The sequence below is a fragment of the Pedobacter sp. Bi27 genome (genome assembly GCF_918698255.1).
GTDB lineage: Bacteria > Bacteroidota > Bacteroidia > Sphingobacteriales > Sphingobacteriaceae > Pedobacter.
On the sequence record NZ_CAKKMW010000005.1, the window covers coordinates 403,665 to 422,239 of the forward strand.

The window sequence follows — 18,575 nt, forward strand, 5'->3', positions numbered from 1 at the left end:
TGGTTAGTATACCTTGGGTTATTTAAATTTAGCTGTATAAGCTGGTTCCGTTATCAGTTTGAACAGTGTAGGAACCAAGTTTGAGTCCGAACTGTAGTAAGTATTTTGAAGATAACGCTTCAATTAAATCAGCAATTTTTTCTTCCTTAACAATATTGATGGTACAACCACCAAAACCACCGCCCATCATCCTGGCACCTAACACATAATCAAGAGGTTTAACCGCATCAACCAGGAAATCTAATTCTTTACAGCTCACTTCGTAATCTTTGCTTAAACCTTCATGCGTTTCGAACATCAGTTTACCCAAACCTTGCAGGTTACCATTTTCCAGTTGTTCCGCAGCGGTTAATAAGCGACCGATTTCTTTCACTACAAAACTACATTTGGTGTAAACTTCCAGATCTTTTGGCTTAACATGGGTTTCTAACATGGTTAAATCTACATCACGAAGCGTACTTACATTTGGATAATGCTCCTTTACCCAGGCAACGCCTTGTTCACACTGTGATCTTCTTTTGTTGTAGGCAGAATCGGCAAGTGCGTGTTTTACATTCGTATTTAAAAGCAAAAGTTTATATCCATCTAATTTTAATGGGATATAAATGTGCTTCATCGATCTGCAATCGAGCATAATGGCTTGGTCTTTCTTGCCAAATACAGAGGCAAACTGATCCATAATTCCACAGTTAACACCAGCAAAAGTCTGTTCTGCCTTTTGTGCAATCAATGCGATATCCATTTTCGGAACGGAAAGTGAAAAAAGTTGATCGAGCGCAAAGCCGGTAGCACATTCTACAGCAGCAGACGACGATAAACCAGCACCCAAAGGCACGTTGCCATCTATATAAAAATTAAAGCCACCCAACCGATGGCCTCTTTCTTTTAACTGATCGGCAACGCCCAAAATGTAATTGGCCCAACTGTTCTCTGATTTTTTCAGGCTTTTGATCGATGAAATATCGAATTGCTGATAACTCTCTGAAAATAAATGTATTTCATCATCTTCTCTTTTTGATATGGCTACATAAATGGCTTTATCTATAGCAGCAGGCATTACAAAACCGCCGTTATAATCTGTATGCTCGCCAATAATATTGATTCTTCCAGGCGAACGCACTAAAATAGGCTCAGCGTTGAAAAGTTTTTTAAATGTATTTTTTAAATCCTGTGCATTCATTATTTAATATTTAGTCTTCAGTTTTGTTGATTTTATAGTGGAATGCAGACATCTCTTTTAAACGGCTAGCGGCAAATTCAGGGGTAATATCGCGTTGAGGGTTAGCCAACATTTCGTAACCGACCATAAATTTTTTAACTGATGCCGAGCGCAACAACGGTGGGTAAAAATGCATATGCCAGTGCCATTCAGGATAATAGCCGTTGTTTACCGGTGCCTGATGCATGCCGGCTGAATACGGGAAAGAGGTTTCGAACAGGTTATCATATTTGGTTGTTAATACCTTAATGGCTTCAGCTAACGATTTTTTCTCAGCTTCTGTAAACAATTTAATGCTATTTACATGGCGTTTACTGATAATCATGGTTTCGTAAGGCCAAACTGCCCAAAAAGGTACAAGTACCGCAAAATGATCGTTTTCGAATACTATACGCTCTTTTTTCTTTTGCTCCAATTTTAAGTAATCGCCAAGCAAACTTCTTCTGTGAATAGCATAGAACGTTTTCTGACGTTCGGTTTCTTTGGCAATTTCTAATGGAATATCGCTCTGCGACCAGATCTGACCATGTGGGTGTGGATTACTACAGCCCATTATTTCGCCTTTGTTTTCGAAAATCTGAATGTATTTGATCCAATCATTTTCGGCAAGGCTATTAAATTCATTTTGCCAAACATTTACCACAGCAGTTATGGCTTCGACACTCATTTCGGGAAGTGTGAGGTTGTGCTTCGGACTAAAACTGATCACCCGGCAAAGCCCTCTCTGATTATTGGCTACCAATAAATCATCTTCATTCATATTACCAGTAGGCGTATCTTCAAGCAACGCAGCAAAATCATTGTTAAAAACAAAGCTTTCGGTATATTCGGGATTGCTATCGCCATCTGCCCTGCCATTACCAGGACATAAATAACATTTAGGGTCATATTCCGGACGGTTATCTGGCGTTACATCTTCAACTTTACCCTGCCAAGGCCTTTTAGTACGGTGCGGAGAAACTAAAACCCATTCGCCAGTTAATATATTTAACCTGGTGTGTGGATTACTATCGAGTTCGAATGTTTGGTTCATCTTATATTTTCAATTGGTTAGAGAAAAGAAAGCATTTAGCTTAATCTATCTAAGCCGCCAAATTATAAAATTATTATTAATTGTCAAAACGACAATTAATAATAATTTTTATTTTCGTGAAAATTTGAACATATTAAGCCCTTTAAAATCTCGGATAAAAAATGATTGAATATTCTGGGCAGCCACATTATCTGGTTGCTGTTGATTGCATCGTGTTTGGGTTTGACGGTGAACACCTTAAAATTCTGTTGGTTAAGCGGGGTTTAGAACCCGAGATAAACAAATGGAGTTTAATGGGTGGTTTTGTGGGTGCAAATGAAAGTCCGGATGATGCAGCGAACAGGGTACTCAAAAAAATGACGGGTTTGGAAGGTGTTTACCTGGAGCAGATGCAGATTTATGGAGAACCTGACCGTGACCCAATTGAAAGAACACTTTCTGTTGGATATTTTGCCCTTATAGATATCCATAAATATGAAGCACAGTTAAATGATGATTACGAAGCAGAGTGGTTTTTGATCAATGATAGACCCAAACTTATTTTCGATCACAACCAAATGGTTGCTGATGCCCGAAAAAAACTGAGATATAAGGCTGCCCTTCACCCTATTTTGTTCGAGATGCTGCCTAAAAAATTCACCATTCCACAATTACATATACTTTTTGAGGAAGTAAACGATACTAAAATCGATACTAGGAATTTCAGCCGTAAAATTACTTCAACCGGACTATTGATTAAGCTAGCTGAAAAAGACAGGACAGGTTCTAAAAAAGGGGCATTTTATTTTAAATTAGATAAAAAGAAATACCATGCTAATTCGCAGGCGTTCTTAAACTTAATGCCAAATTTAAAGGTTTAAATTAAATTCTTCGATTAGCCTATTGCTCTTCATAATGATAGGTTAATCCTCCATCTACAAAATAAGTTGATCCGGTTACATAAGCAGCATCATCAGAAGCGAGGAAAGCCACTATTGCTGCCACGTCTTCTACCTTACCCATTCGTTTAAAGGGAATGTTTTGAAGTACTTTTTCCAGCTGTTCTTTATTGTTCAATAAATCTTGATTAATCGGTGTTGAAACAGCTCCGGGCGCTACGTTGTTAATCCTGATATTAAATTGAGCTAATTCTGAAGCGAGATTTCTGGTTAACATCTTTAAGCCTCCTTTACTCGCACAGTACGCAGCAAAATGTGGAAATGCGATTTCTTCGTGTACAGAACTCATATTGATTACAGTTCCGGCTACCTTACTTTTTCTACAGTAATTTACAAACGATTGGGTGCTAAAAAAAACACCTTTTAAATTTGTATTCATGACCAGGTCGTAATCTTCTTCAGTAACATCCCAAAAGCTGGCTTTTTTTTCTACGCCCGCATTATTTACCAAAATATCTAAATGGCCAAATGCTGCTACGGCATTGGTTATCAATTTAGCGGCTTCTTTGGCTTTACTTAAATCTGCCTCCAAAAAAGTTGCTTTTCTACCCATGTCTTGTATTTCTGTGATAAGTTTTTCGCCCCTTTCATCAAATTTATGGCCATTTAAGATGATATCACAGCCATCTTTTGCCAACCTTAAGGCACATGCCGCGCCAATTCCCTGACTGCTTCCGGTAATTAAAGCGATTTTGTTTTCAAAACGGTCCATAGTAAAATATTATAATACATAAAGGAAATTGATGTGAATATGTTTGAGTAAAACTGAAGTTAAATTAGACGGATTAACACATTAAATATAACTTCTTCAAAAAAACACCGTTATAGCTGTAATCATTTATTAGTATGTTTGGGCAACAAACACACAGTAAACTTAAATTAATCTTAAAACATGAACATTACCAAAAACCTTTTATTCACTACGCTCCTCGCTTTGTTTACCCTTACAATGTACTCTTGTAAAACAAAAAAACTGGTAGCAAAACCAGCTCCAGCACCTGTTGAAAAGCCAGCACCACCAGTAGAAGAGAAAAAACCAGCGCCTGCCCCTGAGAAAGAAGAAGCTCCGGCTCCAGTTGAAAAACCTAACTTTAATTTAGACAATATCCAGTTTGAATTTAATTCGTTTGTACTTAAAACATCATCATTCGCTATCCTGGATAAAGCAGTAGCGGAAATGAAAAAATCGCCTACCACCAAATTTGTACTTAACGGACATTCATCTGCTGAGGGTACACCCGATCACAATATGCAACTCTCTATCGACCGTGCAAATGCCGTAAAATCGTACTTTATAAACGCAGGTTTAAACGGCAGTAATTTTACTGTTGTTGGTCATGGCGAAAAAGAACCGATCAGCTCGAACGATAGTGAAGAAGGTAGAATGGTGAATAGAAGAACTGAAATAAAAGTTCAGCATTAACCCTTAAAAATATAATAGAAAGCGCCATGGTTTAATTTCCATGGCGCTTTTTATTTAGAGCGCAGTCATCATCCTGAACTTGTTTCAGCCCTTTGACTACGCTACCATTGACGTTATTCTATAAACAACTATTAATCAATATTTTAGCCGCCGTCGAATTTCCATCCAGCTAGGCCATAGCACGGTATCCCCGTTCTACTTAAATCCGGCCTAACAAATTTTTCGGGCTCCACCGACCCAGCCTACCCACTAGCTTTGAAAGAAAAATTTTCAGCCGGTGTTTTTTGTTTCTTTTTGACAGCAAAAAGAAGAGCCCCATCGGCGGCGGCGAGCCGAGGCAAGGATGAGCCTCTGGGCAAAAAAAAGATATGCGTCATTCATATTGATTTTTATACAATAAATTATCCCTCAGGGTGACAATTTCAAAGGCATCTATTTCTGATACACCTTAACGTAATCGATCTCTGGGGTCTCTTTTCAGAAAGCCCCAGAGAATATGCAATTAACCTTAAATACTGTTAAAGTGATTTAAGCATTACTTCTTTTACAATCCAGAATTGGTTTCCTGATGCCGACAGCATCGTGGCAAGAAAGCCTATTGAAACTGTTGTTGATTGTGTTAATGTAAACTGGAACTTATTATTTGCAAAATTGGTATAACCCAATGAAGTTGATACATCGGCTACATCTGGCAGGGTATTACCAGCTGCTGCTACAATGTAAACCGGATCCTTTGCTTCATTTTTAGCCATGGTAATTTCGAAACTATAGCTGCCTGCCGGAAGCGTAAAAGTTTGGTATATTTTACCATTGGTAATTTGTGCAGTGCCATCCCAGCCCATTTCCATTGCCAAACAGCCACCTTGATCCGAGCACCAGCCACCTAAGCCACCATGATTTTTAATATTTGCAGTAACGGTCCAATCGGCAATATTACGCCATCTGCCACCACTTGCAGCAGCTAAGAATGGATTACCTTTATTTTTAAAATAGGTTGAGGTGATATCGGCTCCTACCCGCTGTGTTTGAAAAGCAGTTGAAAATGTATCGATTGAAACGGTATCAGGTAAAAACAACGTACGGTACCTAAGTGTGGTACCTGGCTTAATATCTGAGATAGAAGTTGTTGTCTCATCAATTTTAGCCCTGATCTTTTTAATTACATTACTCAGGTTCGTGTATTCTACTTCAGTAGCAAACACACCTGTTAAACGGTCCATTCCCTGCCAGGTAATTTTAGTTAGCCCACTTGCATCAGTAAAAGCAGATTCTATTGGCCGGTTAAACAAGGATGATTGATACCTCTGGCCATAAGACCTCCCCGTTTTGTATACCGGAATTGATTTATTCCCAACACCATCATAGGTATAGATTTCGAAATTCTGTACACCCTCTTTTACATTTTCTACAAAGTATTTCAACGTATCGATGGGATATTTTTTCTTTACGGGAATAACGACAGAATCGGCTTTATTATTCCAAAAGATTTTACACTGCGTCACTTTTGGATCGGCGAGAAACAATCCACGGATATACACCCTATTATTTCCAGACATTACTTTTACTGAATCCAATTTCCCAGTGTAAGAAATCTCTCCCGTTTCGGTAAATTTTTTATAGTCGTCGGCTTTTGTACAGGCGAGGTAAGCGCCAGCCAACAGGATCATAAAAGCTAGTTTTATGGTTCTTATATTTATTTTTTGATTATTCATCTCTAAAATTCTGTTAAGTTATTGCCTCTATCTTGGGTCTCCATAAAGTTGAACTTCTGATACACTCATAAATGAGTTACCCTGCCAATTATTAATAGATTTTATGCGGATATACCTTACTTTTTTAAGGCCTACGGCAAAATTGTAGCTTATGCCAGCATTTGCAAAAGCATAATCTTCACTTGTTTGTACACCATAAGCACTTTTTGAAGGTTTTTGAGAGCTGTATTTACCCAACATTACCCAGTTATTAAAACTTCCGTCAGCAGGTGGGTTATCGGTACCCCAGATTTCAAAATCTTTTAAATTGCCACCATAATAATAGGTACGGCCAGCGTTAAGGTATTCAGGATAATTCCAAACCACAATACGGCTAAGTGTGGCAATTTTACCCAGATCAAAAGTTACCCATTGCGGCGTTAATACTGTGGTTTTGGTTAAGCATACACTAGGCCAATCGATAATGTTTCCGTCCCACATTTTAGCTACCCCCGTGTTTGAATATTCTTGTGGAGTATCTGTTGGTAAAATCACTTCTTTATAGGTCGATTTAGATAAAACCGTTTCGTAAAGTGGCTTTAATGTGGTAAAAAGCGTATCGCTATAGTTTAACCACCGATCTCTAATGGTTATGGCAAATTTTTGGCTTAAAGTATCTAAGCCCCTAACGGATTGATCGATATCTATAGCGGCGGTATAAATATTTTTTGCTGTTGGTATATATTTACCTTTCGATAAAACCAAAACCTCTATGGCCAGATCGGCTTTTGATGGGTTAGTGCCTTTAAAGTTTAATCCGCCAAAATCAGCAACAGCTTTTAAACTTCTGTAAACACCCCAAATTGGGTTTTCCAGTGGTTTAACCTTAACAATAACAGGTTCTGAAGCGGTTTCACTTCTGTTTACACTATATACTTTTACCTCATGCTCATTGGTATCTCCAAATCCTTCTACCAATAAACTATTGCCATAATAAGAAGTTTTCACTTCCATTTGTTGGCCGTTGGCTAAATTGTATACAGCTTTTATATACAATAAATCTTTATCGCTAGGTAAGCTGAAGGTAATGGTTGCATTGCCTGCACCATTGGTAACGGTAACATTGGACACTTTTCCGGGAGGATTGGTATTTTTTTCCAGCGGAACAATCTCTTCTTCCTTGCAACTCGAAAAGGCTACTGCTAAACCAAACAGCAACACAAGCAGATTTCTATTCATTCTTTTCATATTGAATATTTTTACAAAAATTAATACTACCAACCTGGGTTTTGAACCAGTTTAGGGTTAACTGTTAAATCATAAGTTCTTAGCGGCCACAAATAATCACGTGGTGCTACAAAATTCTGGTTAAATATGGTTCTAACACGGTAATACTCTGAAGCCGTTGGCTGATAAACGCTCCATCCGGTAATGGATTGGTTAAACATTTCTGCAGCTCGTTTCCAACGCTTAATATCCCAGTAGCGGCTACCTTCAAATGCCATCTCAATCAGTCTTTCTTGCTGGATAATTTCGCGCATCCCGTCTTTTGAAGTGTACTTGCCCGGATTGTTGGAATAAGTAGTCCATGAGGTTTGCACCGTTTGTAACCCAGCCCTTGTTCTAATCTTGTTAATGTAATCGTAAACATCAGCAGAAGGGCTGGCCAGTGTTTCGTTTAAAGCTTCGGCATACATTAAATAAAGATCTGCCATTCTTACCTGCGGCCATGGATAATCGCGGTAACTGGCACCGTTGGTACCATTAATCATGTTCCAATCTACCAGTTTCTTGATAAAATAGCCGGTTTCGTTGTACCATCCAAAGTTGTTTGCACCGGCAACCTGATTAGATTTTCCTTCTAAAACAAATGTTCCCTCGTCAGAATTGGTTGGACTATCATATTTGTACCAAACACCACCATCAAAGCCTAAATCGGCATAAAACCTTGGCTCTCTATCAAAATTGATCCTCGCCGTGGTGTAACCTTCTTTAACATAAAACCGCTCACTTTTAACGGCTGTTCTCAGGGTATATTTATTGGTAAAATCGAGGGTTTTATCTTCATTGATCGGCACGCCATTTCTGCTGTAAAACATTTCGGCGATTTTTAATGGTGGCGCCAATTGCTGCCTGGCACTACCAACCACCACAGTTGCAGCTAAACGCGGCATAGCAGCTCTTTGCATGTTAAAGGTTCTGCTGTTCGGATTTGCCCAAACATGCTCCAGGTTTACATTGAAACGCTCAGTTACTGCACCCTTAATGGTTAATTGCCTCAAGGTAGTATCTGATAGTTTAAAGGTGGTACCCGGAAACTGATATAACTTAAATCCTGCTGCTTCTGCACCTTCAATTGCTGCTTTGGCAGCATCGGAAGCTCTTTTCCATTTATTGGCATCGTAAGTGGTATTAAACAACACTACCCCATCCTTATCTCTAAAATTACTATAGTCGGTATTGCCATTAAACAGCGGGCTTGCAGCAGTTAACAGCAGTTTTGCTTTTATAGCAAGTGCTATGGGCTTTGTAATACGTCCAAGTTCAGTGCTTTTATCCGTAATAATTTGAGGTAGGTTAGGAATAGCCTGATCCAATAATCCAACTACATAGTTTACACATTCATCAAAAGGCATTCTTTTAACCCTCACATCTTCTTCAGTAGCACTAATTCCTAAATTGACATCAATAATTGGAATAGGACCGTACATCCTTAAGAGATAAAAATTATAATAAGCTTTTAAAAACTTAACCTCCGCAATCCATCTTTGTCTTTCATCTAAGCTTAAATCTGGTATTTTGCTTACATCCTGTACATTTTCCAGAAAAATATTACAGTTTCTAATGGCTTTGAACATCCCAAAGTTATCACCATTGCCACCACCCTGATAGCGCCCATTCCAGGCATCTAAATATGGGTTTTCGGCGCCCTGGCTACCTCTGGCCATCCGCCAGCCATAAGAAATAAACTCTCTTTCATCTAACGAGGTCCATATTTCATCACTAGCCATGAAACCGGCATTCAGTAATGGATCTCCATCTTTTGGAAGAAAGGAGTAACAGGTAAACAGGTATTTTTCGGCCTCATTTCTTAGTGTAAAGGCATTATCTATTGTAGCTACGTTGTCAGGCACAATATCCAGGTATTTTTTACAAGAACTAATGGATATCACGATAGCGAGTATGGCCAGCATAAGTTTAGCTAAACCTGGCTTTGCCGTATCTTTTCGAAATAAAATATTGTTGATTTTCATATTTATCTTTTTAAGCTCAATCGTTAGAATGAAACATTTAAACCTAAATTATATACTGTTTGTACAGGATAGCCTAAGCCATTTCCGCCCATTTCGGGATCCCAAAGTTTAAAATTGCTAAAACTGGATAGGTTGGTCGCATTTACATAAACCCTGGCACTATTAAGACCAAGTCTTTTTTGCAGTTTGGTTTGCAGATTATAACCAAGTTCTACGCTCTTTAATCTTAAGAAAGACCCGTTACGCATCCACCAGGTTGAGGTACGCGTATTGTTATTTACAAAATTCGGACTTAAACGCGGCCAGAAGGCATAGCTGTCTCTATTTTGCTCAGACCAGTGGCTGTTGGCTATTACCTCTAATAATCCATTTTGTGTAACGTTAGGATTGCCAGTTTCGTTATTGAGTACGAAAGGGGAAATATTACCTGGATTAATGAAAAATGAAGACCTGGCCGAACCTTGTAAAAATGCAGAGATATCGAAGCCTTTAAAACCAAACGTACCTCCAAAACCATAAACGATTTCAGGACTGGTAGGTAAACCAATAGGCACCTGGTCTACATCACTGATAATACCATCGCCATTTACATCTCTATACTTAATATCGCCACCACCATAGTCTAAGCCCGGTACGCCTGCAAATTGCACAGGTGAGTTTTTAGCTTCTGCATCATCAATAAATAAACGTTCGGCAATGTAACCGAATGATTGGGTAGTGGGTAAACCAATATGGTAGCGATAAGCCTCTTTGGTACTAAATGAAGGTTCATCATAAATTAATATCTTATTGGTGGCATAAGTAAAGTTTCCCCTCATTTGTAGGAACATGCCGTTGTGAAATGATTTGTTATAGCTGGCAGAGAAATCGACACCTTTACTTTCGGCTTTATTGGTATTTGCCCGTACAGATGCCTGTAAGCCCATTGAACTTGGAATAAACGTTCTGTCGGTTAAAATGTTCGAACGCTCGTTTTTATAAATATCGAATGTTAAATTCAAGCTGTTAAACAAGGTCATATCTAAACCAATGTTGGTTTGTTTAGATTTTTCCCAGGTAATGAATGGATTAGAATAACGCGAAATCGAAATACCATCTCTATAGTATAAACCATCTTCGCCAAAGCTCGAACCAAATGTTCCGTTGTTCATGTTTACTTCAGAAAGGTAGAAGAAACGATCGGAATCATTTCCGATCTGATCGTTACCCACCAAACCAAAGGTTGCCCTTAACTTTAAACTATTGATTACGCTTGTAAGTGGCTTAAAATAGTTTTCATTAGAAATAATGTATCCTAAACCGAATGAAGGAAAGAAACCAAAACGGGTATTTTCTGCAAAACGTTCAGAACCATTATACCCAAAGTTGAACTCGGCTAAATAACGGTTATCGTATCCATAAGTAGCTCTTCCTGATACTCCCTGATTACGCGATGGTAAAGATAGCTGAAGACTACCCGGATTTGCAGCCAGATAATTTCTCATGGTTGTAATCAACATCACGCCTACTGCATGTTTCTCTTTAAAAGTACGGTTGTAGTTTGCAGAAAACTCGGCATAAAAAGTTGAATTTAAATCCTTTTTACCTTCCGAGTAACCTAGATATTCGGTACCTACCTGACCAATTGATAATGCACCGCCACCATTAATTAAGGTAAGTCCGATTGATTTATCTGGCTGCTCAGTAGATGAATAATAAAAAGGGCTGTAAGCGCGAGAAATATCAAAATAAGAATATCTACGGGCATAACTCATCATCCTGGCGGTTAAGCCTGGTGTAATAAATTTTAAATCCTGCTTAATTTCTATCTGCGTTTGTAGTGTAGAAGCATTTTTATCCTGATAACCTTTTACCATTTCGGCAAAAGGATTCATATATAAACCACCTCTCGGTGAAATCGCATTACCAAATAAAGGGTGGTTGCTAAAAGGCGATAAACTTGCCGGATAAACCGCTGGAAACATTACCGGGTTAGACCAAATTGCCCTGTTAAATGTAGCTCCACCGCCCCCTACCGGACCGGTATAATCGTCAAACTGCCCATAAACACGGATAATTGCTTCGGTGGTGTTGGTTAGGTTAATATTTACATTAGAACGGACAGAATAATTTTTTAACTTGATATTACTGTTAAAGTTATTTAGATCGGCAACTTTTAATACCCCATTATCAATATTGTAAGTGCCTGCAATATAGTAGCTCGCCTTAGTACCCCCTCCAGAGATATTTATGTTATATCTTTGATTCGTGGTATAATCTTTTATCAATTGTTCTATCCAATTGTTGTTTGGGTAAAGCAATTCATTTTCGCCCGCAGCAGTTGCATCAATTTTAGTTTGGAGATATGGTAATATGGCCAACCTGTTACGGGTAAGCGCAGCTTCATTTGCCAGCTTCATATACGTTACATTATCCGCAAACTGGAAGTTTTTAGTATTTGAGGAGAGTGACGACTCGGCCCTGAACCCAAATTTTGTTTGACCTGCAACGCCCGATTTAGTTAAAATAAGTACTACACCATTTGCACCCCTGGCACCATAAACTGCCGACGCTGTTGCATCTTTAAGTACGTTAAAAGAAGAAATATCATCAGGCTGCAAACGTGCCATATCGTTCTGGCTTGATTCGATACCATCGATCAGGATTAAAGGATCTTGTTTACCTGCACCGAAAGTTCCTAAACCACGGATAAAAAACTGGGCATTATCTGCACCAGGCTCACCACTTCTCTGATAAGCAATCATACCAGCTACCCTGCCCGCCATCATAGTAGTTAGGTTACTGGTTGGCCCTTTAAGCTCTTTAGGATTAATGGCGGTGATGGAACTGATTACACTCGTTTTTTTCTGTGTGCCAAAACCCACCACTGCAACTTCTTCTAATGAATTGGCATCTGATGAGAGGGTTACATTAATTACATAAACGCCTTCGGCATTTTTATCGTAATTGGCAATGGCAACATTTTTGGGTTTATAACCCACCAGTGAGAACAACAATTTACCTGTTCTTGGCAATTTGATGGTATACCGGCCAAACTCGTCGGTAGATATTCCACGGTTGGTGCCCGAAACTTTTACGTTTACACCTGGCAAACCGCCCACAGTGTCTTTTACTATCCCCCTAACCGTTACATCTGTTTGTGCAGATACTGTTAAGCTAGAAATTGTAATTACTAAATAGATCAAAAATTTTAAGATTGACCTAAGGGTAATACCCTGCTGGTGTAGCGGGATTTTTTTCGGTAGTTTTTTCTTCATAAAAATGGTTTAAAAATGGTTAGCTATATCAATATCCGGCCAGATAGATTACCATCATCTTGCGCTCGTAGAGGCATTAGGCAGTCATCCAATCGAAATATTCGTCAGTATGGTTTGGGAAATAGCGCAATGCGCTTATCCCTGGCAATTGGTATTGATTAGTGTGCTTTTTATTAAAAAGCACTAATGTTATTTTATTTTGCCGGCGGTTTTAAAAAACGGAATGTTGAGTAGATTTAGCTTTCTTCATAATTTTGGGGTTAAGGATGAATAATTTGTTAAGGGTAATACTGATTTCAAGCAAACCTTCAATCAGCAATTAGTTAGACCGTAATGGGGGTATTTGTTTGTTTGTTTTAATCTTTTCATGATCCGTTAAAGGTTTAGGTTTTTGCTTCTTAAAAAAACAGGATACAGCCGCTCTAAATTTGCTGCATCCATTAATTATTCTAGGTAGTTAATCTGGAATAATCTGGATCGATCTAATATTCTTATACTTGGTTGAAACAAATTAACTATAAAAAAAGCGCTCGTAGTGAGGGGTAATACGGTAATAAGTAGGGGTTAAATTGTTATTTTTAGTCCATTTCCAGTGATTTTAAGACTTTCAATAAAAATTAAACGTTTAATTGACGTTTAATTTAAAACGCCTATTCAGATCACTTTCCCTGTTGGGGTAAAAATTGGCTTGTACGATCTGTTTTAGATCTGTCTTCTGAAGTGCTTATTTTGATTAAGCTGCAGCAATAAACGTTCTATATCGAAGGTTGTGGCGGTATAGCCATTTAGGCTGTTTGTTGTAAGGAGGATTCCGGTTGATGTGTATACTTATTTGTATATAAAACAAAAAACTCTCCTTATCTTTCTTTGCAGAAAGATAAGGAGAGTAGTTAATCATTAAATTCAAATAGGTTAATAGCCAGGGTTTTGAAGCATTGAAGGCATCTTCGAAACTTCCGACTGTGGAATTGGCATTAAATAATGTTGTGGATTAAATACGTGCTGACGGATGGTATTCACCACCTGATACGTATACACATTACCTGTTTTAGTAATATTGATTGCTTTATTAAAACCATTGTTTACATCAACAGCAATTTTCCATCTTCTAATATCATTCCAACGGTGATCTTCATTCATCAGTTCGATGCGGCGTTCGTTCTGAATAACTGCTCTCATTTCATCAACAGACATATTGGCCTTTAAACCATATAAATTATCAGCACCAGCTGTTATACCTGCTCTTTTACGAATGGCTACTAGTTTGGGATATGCCAGTGCTGTTTGTCCGGTTTCGTTAATGGCTTCTGCATAATTCAACAAAATTTCTGCATAGCGGATTAACGGCCAGCCCCTTTCTGTATTGAAAGAACTGTTGCTCGATATATTTTCGTCGCACATTTTGCGGGCATAATAACCCGTTGTTGTTGGTCCTGTCCCGTTTGAAGTATACCCATCAGTTGCAGCACCATTATAGGTATTTACCACAATTTTAGTACTGGTTGTGGTGCTGTAATACAGCGATTGATTGTAGATAATGGAATAACCAAATCTCGGATCGCGGTTTGTGTACGGGTTTGCTGCATCATAGCCAGAAGTAGGGTCGGTAATTGCTTTTCCATTTTTCATTGGGAAAGCTGCTGCCAGTTGCTGTGTTGGTGTAGAATTTTTTGCGCCTCCCCTTGATGGTGGATTATAATAACCTTCAAAATCGCGGTTAGACGGTCGGTTAAAGCTGAAAATATACTCAGAATTAACCCGTTTTAAAAACACATTGTAAAAACCATAACCCGGAGCAGTTACATTATCTTCGAACAAGCTGTAGGTGCCTGTATTAATTAACGTTTCAGCAGCGTCAGCTGCTTTTTGCCAACGTGCCACACTATAACTGGGGTAACTTACAATTGGCTTTACAGCTGCCGATGCCTGGGTTATGGCGCCACCATTAAACAACGGGCTGGCAGCATACAATAAAACCCTCGATTTTAGTGCTAAACAAGCTCCTTTAGTTGCCCTTCCATAATCCTGTTCTGCATAATCAGTGGCAATGGGTAAAATATTTGCTGCAGCATCAAGCTCAGCCGTAATGTAATTAACGGATTCGTCAAATGATGACCGGGGAAGATCGATCACATCGGTAATGCCGTAAACATTATCACCTTCAAGCGGAATTCCACCAAAATTGATCAGCAGCAAGTGATAGTACCATGCCCGCAAAAATTTCAATTCGCCGGTAATACGTTTCTTCTTCGCTTCTGAAAGTGGAATAACGGGCAATTTAGATAACATCAGATTTACCCTACGGATATTGGTATACGGGGTTGTCCAAAAATCAGGCAAACCACCCCCACTCCAAAAGTTGGTTGGCGAAAGTGTCCCGTTGTACATGATCACCGCATTCTGTGTTGGTCCTGAATAGGCATATTCCGCATCATCGGTAGCCATTTCGGTATTTCCGTGGCTGCTAAAACGCCCTTTTGCAAAACTATAAGATGAACTGCTATAAATCTGGGTAAGAAAGCGGATAGATTTTAAACTATCTGAAAACACAGAAGCCTCAGTTTCTCCGGTATCCGCTTTACTATCTAAGAAATCGCTATTTTTTTTACATGCTGCCATTGAAGCACATAAACATATCATTAATACTATTTTTTTCATGTCAATCAATTATCAAAACGTAACACTTAAACCTAAATTGATCATTTTTTGTGGTGGATATTTAATTCTATCCTGCCCTGAATTCGACTCTGGATCGAACTGATAACGTTTATCCAAGCTCGACCAGGTGAGGAGGTTATATCCATTGATGTAGGTACGAATACTCTGTACTTTTAATCTTTCAGTGAGTTTTTGAGGAAAGTTATAACTGAACTCTGCATTCTTTAATCGAAGATAATTTCCCGAAACCATCCAGAATGTTGATGGATAGGCGGAAGGACTGCTTAAACCGGGACTTAAAGAAAGTAATGGATATTGTGCTGCATCTCCCAGTGCTGGTGTCCACGAGTTTTGGTGGATCGAAGTTAAATTAGAGGAAAATGCCTGGATGGCTTCTGCCACCCCACGAACATTAAAGTTGGTTGCGGCCTGAAACAATAAACTTAAACCGAAGTTTTTATAGTTGGCTCGAAGCTCCAAACCGTAGTTTGTATTTGGTAAATTCGGATCTCCATTTATAGACATATCATAACCATCAATTTTACCATCACCATTTAAATCGGCATATTTTAAATCGCCAATTCTTGGTGTGGTTTGAGGAACCGGACTTGAAGCAATTTCAGCTGCCGAAGTATAAAAACCAATCCACTGATAGGTTAAGATCTGGCCGATACTGTTACCTGTAAATGCCTGATAAGGATAAGCAGGAGTAGGTTCGTCGCGGTAAAGAATCTTGTTTTTGGCCAGTGAGTAATTTGCCCTCACAGAGAAATCTACATTGCCAATCTTATCTCTATAGCTGATCTCGATTTCACCACCCTGGTTTTGTACTTTACCCAAATTTACAGGCGGCAGGCCCACACCAAAAATTGATGAAACTGTACCTCTTGAAGTTAAAATATCGCTTCTTACATTGTGGAACAAATCGATTGAACCTGTGATCTTGCTTCCGAAGAGACCAAATTCCATCGCTACGTCTGTTTTCTTTTCCTTTTCCCAGGTTACATCATCATTACCCAATGTACCTTCTGAAATTCCGGTTTGTGTATTGTCTGAATAACCAAAAGATGCATTACCTCCATTGCTGTAATTTTGCTGATAGTAGTAGTTAAAGCCATCGCCGATGCGGTCGTTACCTACAATACCGTAGGAGCCTCTAAACTTTAAAAAATCGATGAACTTTACGTTATCCTTCCAGAATTTCTCGTTCGATACCACCCATCCGGCAGATGCTGCTGGAAAAAAACCATACTTTTTCTTGCTCACAAAACGATCTGAACCATTGTAAGCCGCATTAAACTGAAATAAATATTTATCATCATAATCATAACCTACACGGCCGGTATAACCTTTAAAGTTGTTTGGCACAAAATTGTAAACCGCATTATCATTGTATTTGATTACCGTATTGATATTGGTTAATGCTGTTCCATAAACGTGGTGGCTGTTAAAACTTCTATCGTAATTTAATATGGCCTGAGTAGTTAAATTCCTGACGGTACTACCCGCTCCGTAGCCGATAAAATATCTTCTTACACGATAAATATTCGGATCTCTGGGTTCGTAAGTATTGTTATCTGAATTGTAGATAAAAGATGGAAACTGATCTCTCGTCATACTTCTGGTATAATCGTAGGTACTTGCGTAAGAAAGCACCCCTTTTATCGATAATCCTTTGGTAATAAAATCTAATTTCTGGTTTACATTGGCCACTAAATTCATGTTATTACCGTATTTGCGGTTATAACCATAATGCGTAATCCTCCCTACAATATTATTTTGATTGTAGTTCGGGTTCTCGTCTCTTTGCCACTTGCTATAGCCAAAACTTCCATCGGGATTGTAAACCGGATAATTGAATGGAGCTAGCGAAGCGAAACTTACATAATCGTAAAAGATATCGTTATAACCAAAAGCACTACCGATGTTATTGGTATTGGTTACGCCTAAATTACCATACAAATCGATTCTGATATCCATTGTATTGGTGGCCTTAATATCCAGATTTGAACGGTAATTGTACCGGTTATAGTAGAAGTTAGAGTTTACACCTTGCTCTTCGCCGTAATTCCGCAACATACCATCCTGATATAGGAAACCTGCTGAAACAAAATACTTTACTTTTTCTGTACCCCCCGAGATATCAAAATTACCTTTTACCTGGCTACTGAAATCTTTGAACAGAATCTTTTTCCAGTCGTTGTTAGGATGTCCGTATGGATCAGAACCATCCTGATATTTCTGCAGATCGGTTTCCGTAAATCTTGGGGTTAAACCATCATTTGCCCTGGCCTGGTTATATAACTTTGCCGATTCGTAAGCATCTAAAAACTTTGGCATAACCGTAGGCTGCATTACACTGTATTCACTTCTAAAGGTAATCTGTGGTGTACCCAGTTTACCTCTGCGTGTAGTAACAACCACCACCCCGTTTGCTCCTTTAATACCATAAATTGCTGTGGTTGCAGCGTCTTTAAGGATACTGATGTTTTCTACCTCGTTGGCATCGATGGCTGCAAACTGCTCCGGACTGTATTCAATATCATCTACAATGATTAAAGGTGTGGTAGAACCGCCATTGTACGAACTGATACCCCTGATAAAAAATGTTGCGCCATCTGACCCTGGTGCACCAGAACGTTGTTGAGAAAAGAAACCAGGCAACCTGCCAACCAAGGTGTTTTGTAAACTGGCAGACGGATTTTGACGGATATCAGCCCCGGTTATGGTACTCATAGATCCGGTTAAGGTTATTTTTTTCTGTTTACCGTAGCCGATCACCACAACCTGCTCTAAGCCTTGCACATCGTCTTCTAACTGAACATTAACAGTTTTTCTGTTGCCAACTACAACTTCTTTCGGAGTTGAGCCAACAAATGAAACCACTATGGTACCGCTTGTTCCCTTTAAACGTAGGGTATAATTCCCTTTCCCATCGGTAACTACCCCATTGGTTGCTAAGCCTTTCTCTTTCACAGAAGCGCCTACTATAGGTCCTGTAGCATCGCTAACAGTTCCCGATACGACCTGGTTTTGTGCCATAACCAAATTGGAGGTTAAAAGCACAAGCAACACCAGTAAATATTGATATATATGTTTCAT

General features: G+C 38.9%; 11 protein-coding genes. 2 read left to right on the forward strand and 9 right to left on the reverse strand.

From position 1 onward, the window contains the following. Window positions 1-28: 28 nt before the first annotated feature. Both LQ227_RS18870 and LQ227_RS18875 read right to left on the reverse strand, forming a co-directional pair. A complete protein-coding gene (locus LQ227_RS18870) occupies window positions 29-1,180 on the reverse strand; it encodes a galactokinase (protein ID WP_230139958.1) in 1,152 nt (383 codons plus the stop codon). A gap of 10 nt (window positions 1,181-1,190) precedes the next feature. Beyond that, on the reverse strand, window positions 1,191-2,252 hold the full coding sequence (locus LQ227_RS18875) for a UDP-glucose--hexose-1-phosphate uridylyltransferase (protein WP_230139957.1): 1,062 nt from the start codon (window positions 2,250-2,252) through the stop codon (window positions 1,191-1,193). A gap of 161 nt (window positions 2,253-2,413) precedes the next feature. On the opposite strand from LQ227_RS18875, the gene LQ227_RS18880 reads away from it, so the two are divergent. Further along, window positions 2,414-3,112, forward strand: coding sequence for an NUDIX domain-containing protein (locus tag LQ227_RS18880; protein WP_230139955.1), 699 nt, complete (start codon window positions 2,414-2,416; stop codon window positions 3,110-3,112). 19 nt (window positions 3,113-3,131) lie between these two features. On the opposite strand, the gene LQ227_RS18885 is transcribed toward LQ227_RS18880, so the two are convergent. Further along, complete coding sequence (locus LQ227_RS18885; RefSeq protein ID WP_230150532.1) at window positions 3,132-3,902, reverse strand: SDR family NAD(P)-dependent oxidoreductase; 771 nt, start codon at window positions 3,900-3,902, stop codon at window positions 3,132-3,134. A gap of 180 nt (window positions 3,903-4,082) precedes the next feature. Between LQ227_RS18885 and LQ227_RS18890 the strand changes: the two genes are divergently transcribed. Then, on the forward strand, window positions 4,083-4,613 hold the full coding sequence (locus tag LQ227_RS18890; RefSeq protein WP_230150534.1) for an OmpA family protein: 531 nt from the start codon (window positions 4,083-4,085) through the stop codon (window positions 4,611-4,613). Window positions 4,614-5,131: 518 nt separating this feature from the next. On the opposite strand, the gene LQ227_RS18895 is transcribed toward LQ227_RS18890, so the two are convergent. The 6 genes from LQ227_RS18895 to LQ227_RS18920 all read right to left on the reverse strand — a co-directional run bounded on the left by LQ227_RS18895 (window position 5,132) and on the right by LQ227_RS18920 (window position 18,575). After that, complete coding sequence (locus tag LQ227_RS18895) at window positions 5,132-6,325, reverse strand: DUF4998 domain-containing protein (RefSeq protein ID WP_230139949.1); 1,194 nt, start codon at window positions 6,323-6,325, stop codon at window positions 5,132-5,134. Between the two features lie 27 nt (window positions 6,326-6,352). Beyond that, entirely contained in the window at window positions 6,353-7,552 is a 1,200-nt protein-coding gene (locus LQ227_RS18900) for a DUF5000 domain-containing lipoprotein (RefSeq protein ID WP_230139947.1), read from the reverse strand. Between the two features lie 26 nt (window positions 7,553-7,578). Continuing rightward, a complete protein-coding gene (locus LQ227_RS18905; protein WP_230139945.1) occupies window positions 7,579-9,558 on the reverse strand; it encodes a RagB/SusD family nutrient uptake outer membrane protein in 1,980 nt (659 codons plus the stop codon). 23 nt (window positions 9,559-9,581) lie between these two features. Beyond that, the gene (locus LQ227_RS18910) at window positions 9,582-12,815 is read right to left on the reverse strand and encodes a TonB-dependent receptor (protein ID WP_230139943.1); all 3,234 of its coding nucleotides are present in this window, start codon (window positions 12,813-12,815) and stop codon (window positions 9,582-9,584) included. A gap of 912 nt (window positions 12,816-13,727) precedes the next feature. Further along, a complete protein-coding gene (locus tag LQ227_RS18915; protein WP_230139941.1) occupies window positions 13,728-15,473 on the reverse strand; it encodes a RagB/SusD family nutrient uptake outer membrane protein in 1,746 nt (581 codons plus the stop codon). A 12-nt stretch (window positions 15,474-15,485) separates the two neighbouring features. Continuing rightward, window positions 15,486-18,575 (reverse strand): TonB-dependent receptor, encoded by a 3,090-nt coding sequence (locus LQ227_RS18920; RefSeq protein WP_230150536.1) that lies wholly within the window; start codon window positions 18,573-18,575, stop codon window positions 15,486-15,488.

What these genes read in the sequence shown, in the direction of transcription:
- LQ227_RS18870 (WP_230139958.1), bottom strand. Translation starts at nt 1,180, where the DNA reads ATGAATGCACAGGATTTAAAAAATACATTTAAAAAACTTTTCAACGCT.
- LQ227_RS18875 (WP_230139957.1), bottom strand. Translation starts at nt 2,252, where the DNA reads ATGAACCAAACATTCGAACTCGATAGTAATCCACACACCAGGTTAAAT.
- LQ227_RS18880 (WP_230139955.1), top strand. Translation starts at nt 2,414, where the DNA reads ATGATTGAATATTCTGGGCAGCCACATTATCTGGTTGCTGTTGATTGC.
- LQ227_RS18885 (WP_230150532.1), bottom strand. Translation starts at nt 3,902, where the DNA reads ATGGACCGTTTTGAAAACAAAATCGCTTTAATTACCGGAAGCAGTCAG.
- LQ227_RS18890 (WP_230150534.1), top strand. Translation starts at nt 4,083, where the DNA reads ATGAACATTACCAAAAACCTTTTATTCACTACGCTCCTCGCTTTGTTT.
- LQ227_RS18895 (WP_230139949.1), bottom strand. Translation starts at nt 6,325, where the DNA reads ATGAATAATCAAAAAATAAATATAAGAACCATAAAACTAGCTTTTATG.
- LQ227_RS18900 (WP_230139947.1), bottom strand. Translation starts at nt 7,552, where the DNA reads ATGAAAAGAATGAATAGAAATCTGCTTGTGTTGCTGTTTGGTTTAGCA.
- LQ227_RS18905 (WP_230139945.1), bottom strand. Translation starts at nt 9,558, where the DNA reads ATGAAAATCAACAATATTTTATTTCGAAAAGATACGGCAAAGCCAGGT.
- LQ227_RS18910 (WP_230139943.1), bottom strand. Translation starts at nt 12,815, where the DNA reads ATGAAGAAAAAACTACCGAAAAAAATCCCGCTACACCAGCAGGGTATT.
- LQ227_RS18915 (WP_230139941.1), bottom strand. Translation starts at nt 15,473, where the DNA reads ATGAAAAAAATAGTATTAATGATATGTTTATGTGCTTCAATGGCAGCA.
- LQ227_RS18920 (WP_230150536.1), bottom strand. Translation starts at nt 18,575, where the DNA reads ATGAAACATATATATCAATATTTACTGGTGTTGCTTGTGCTTTTAACC.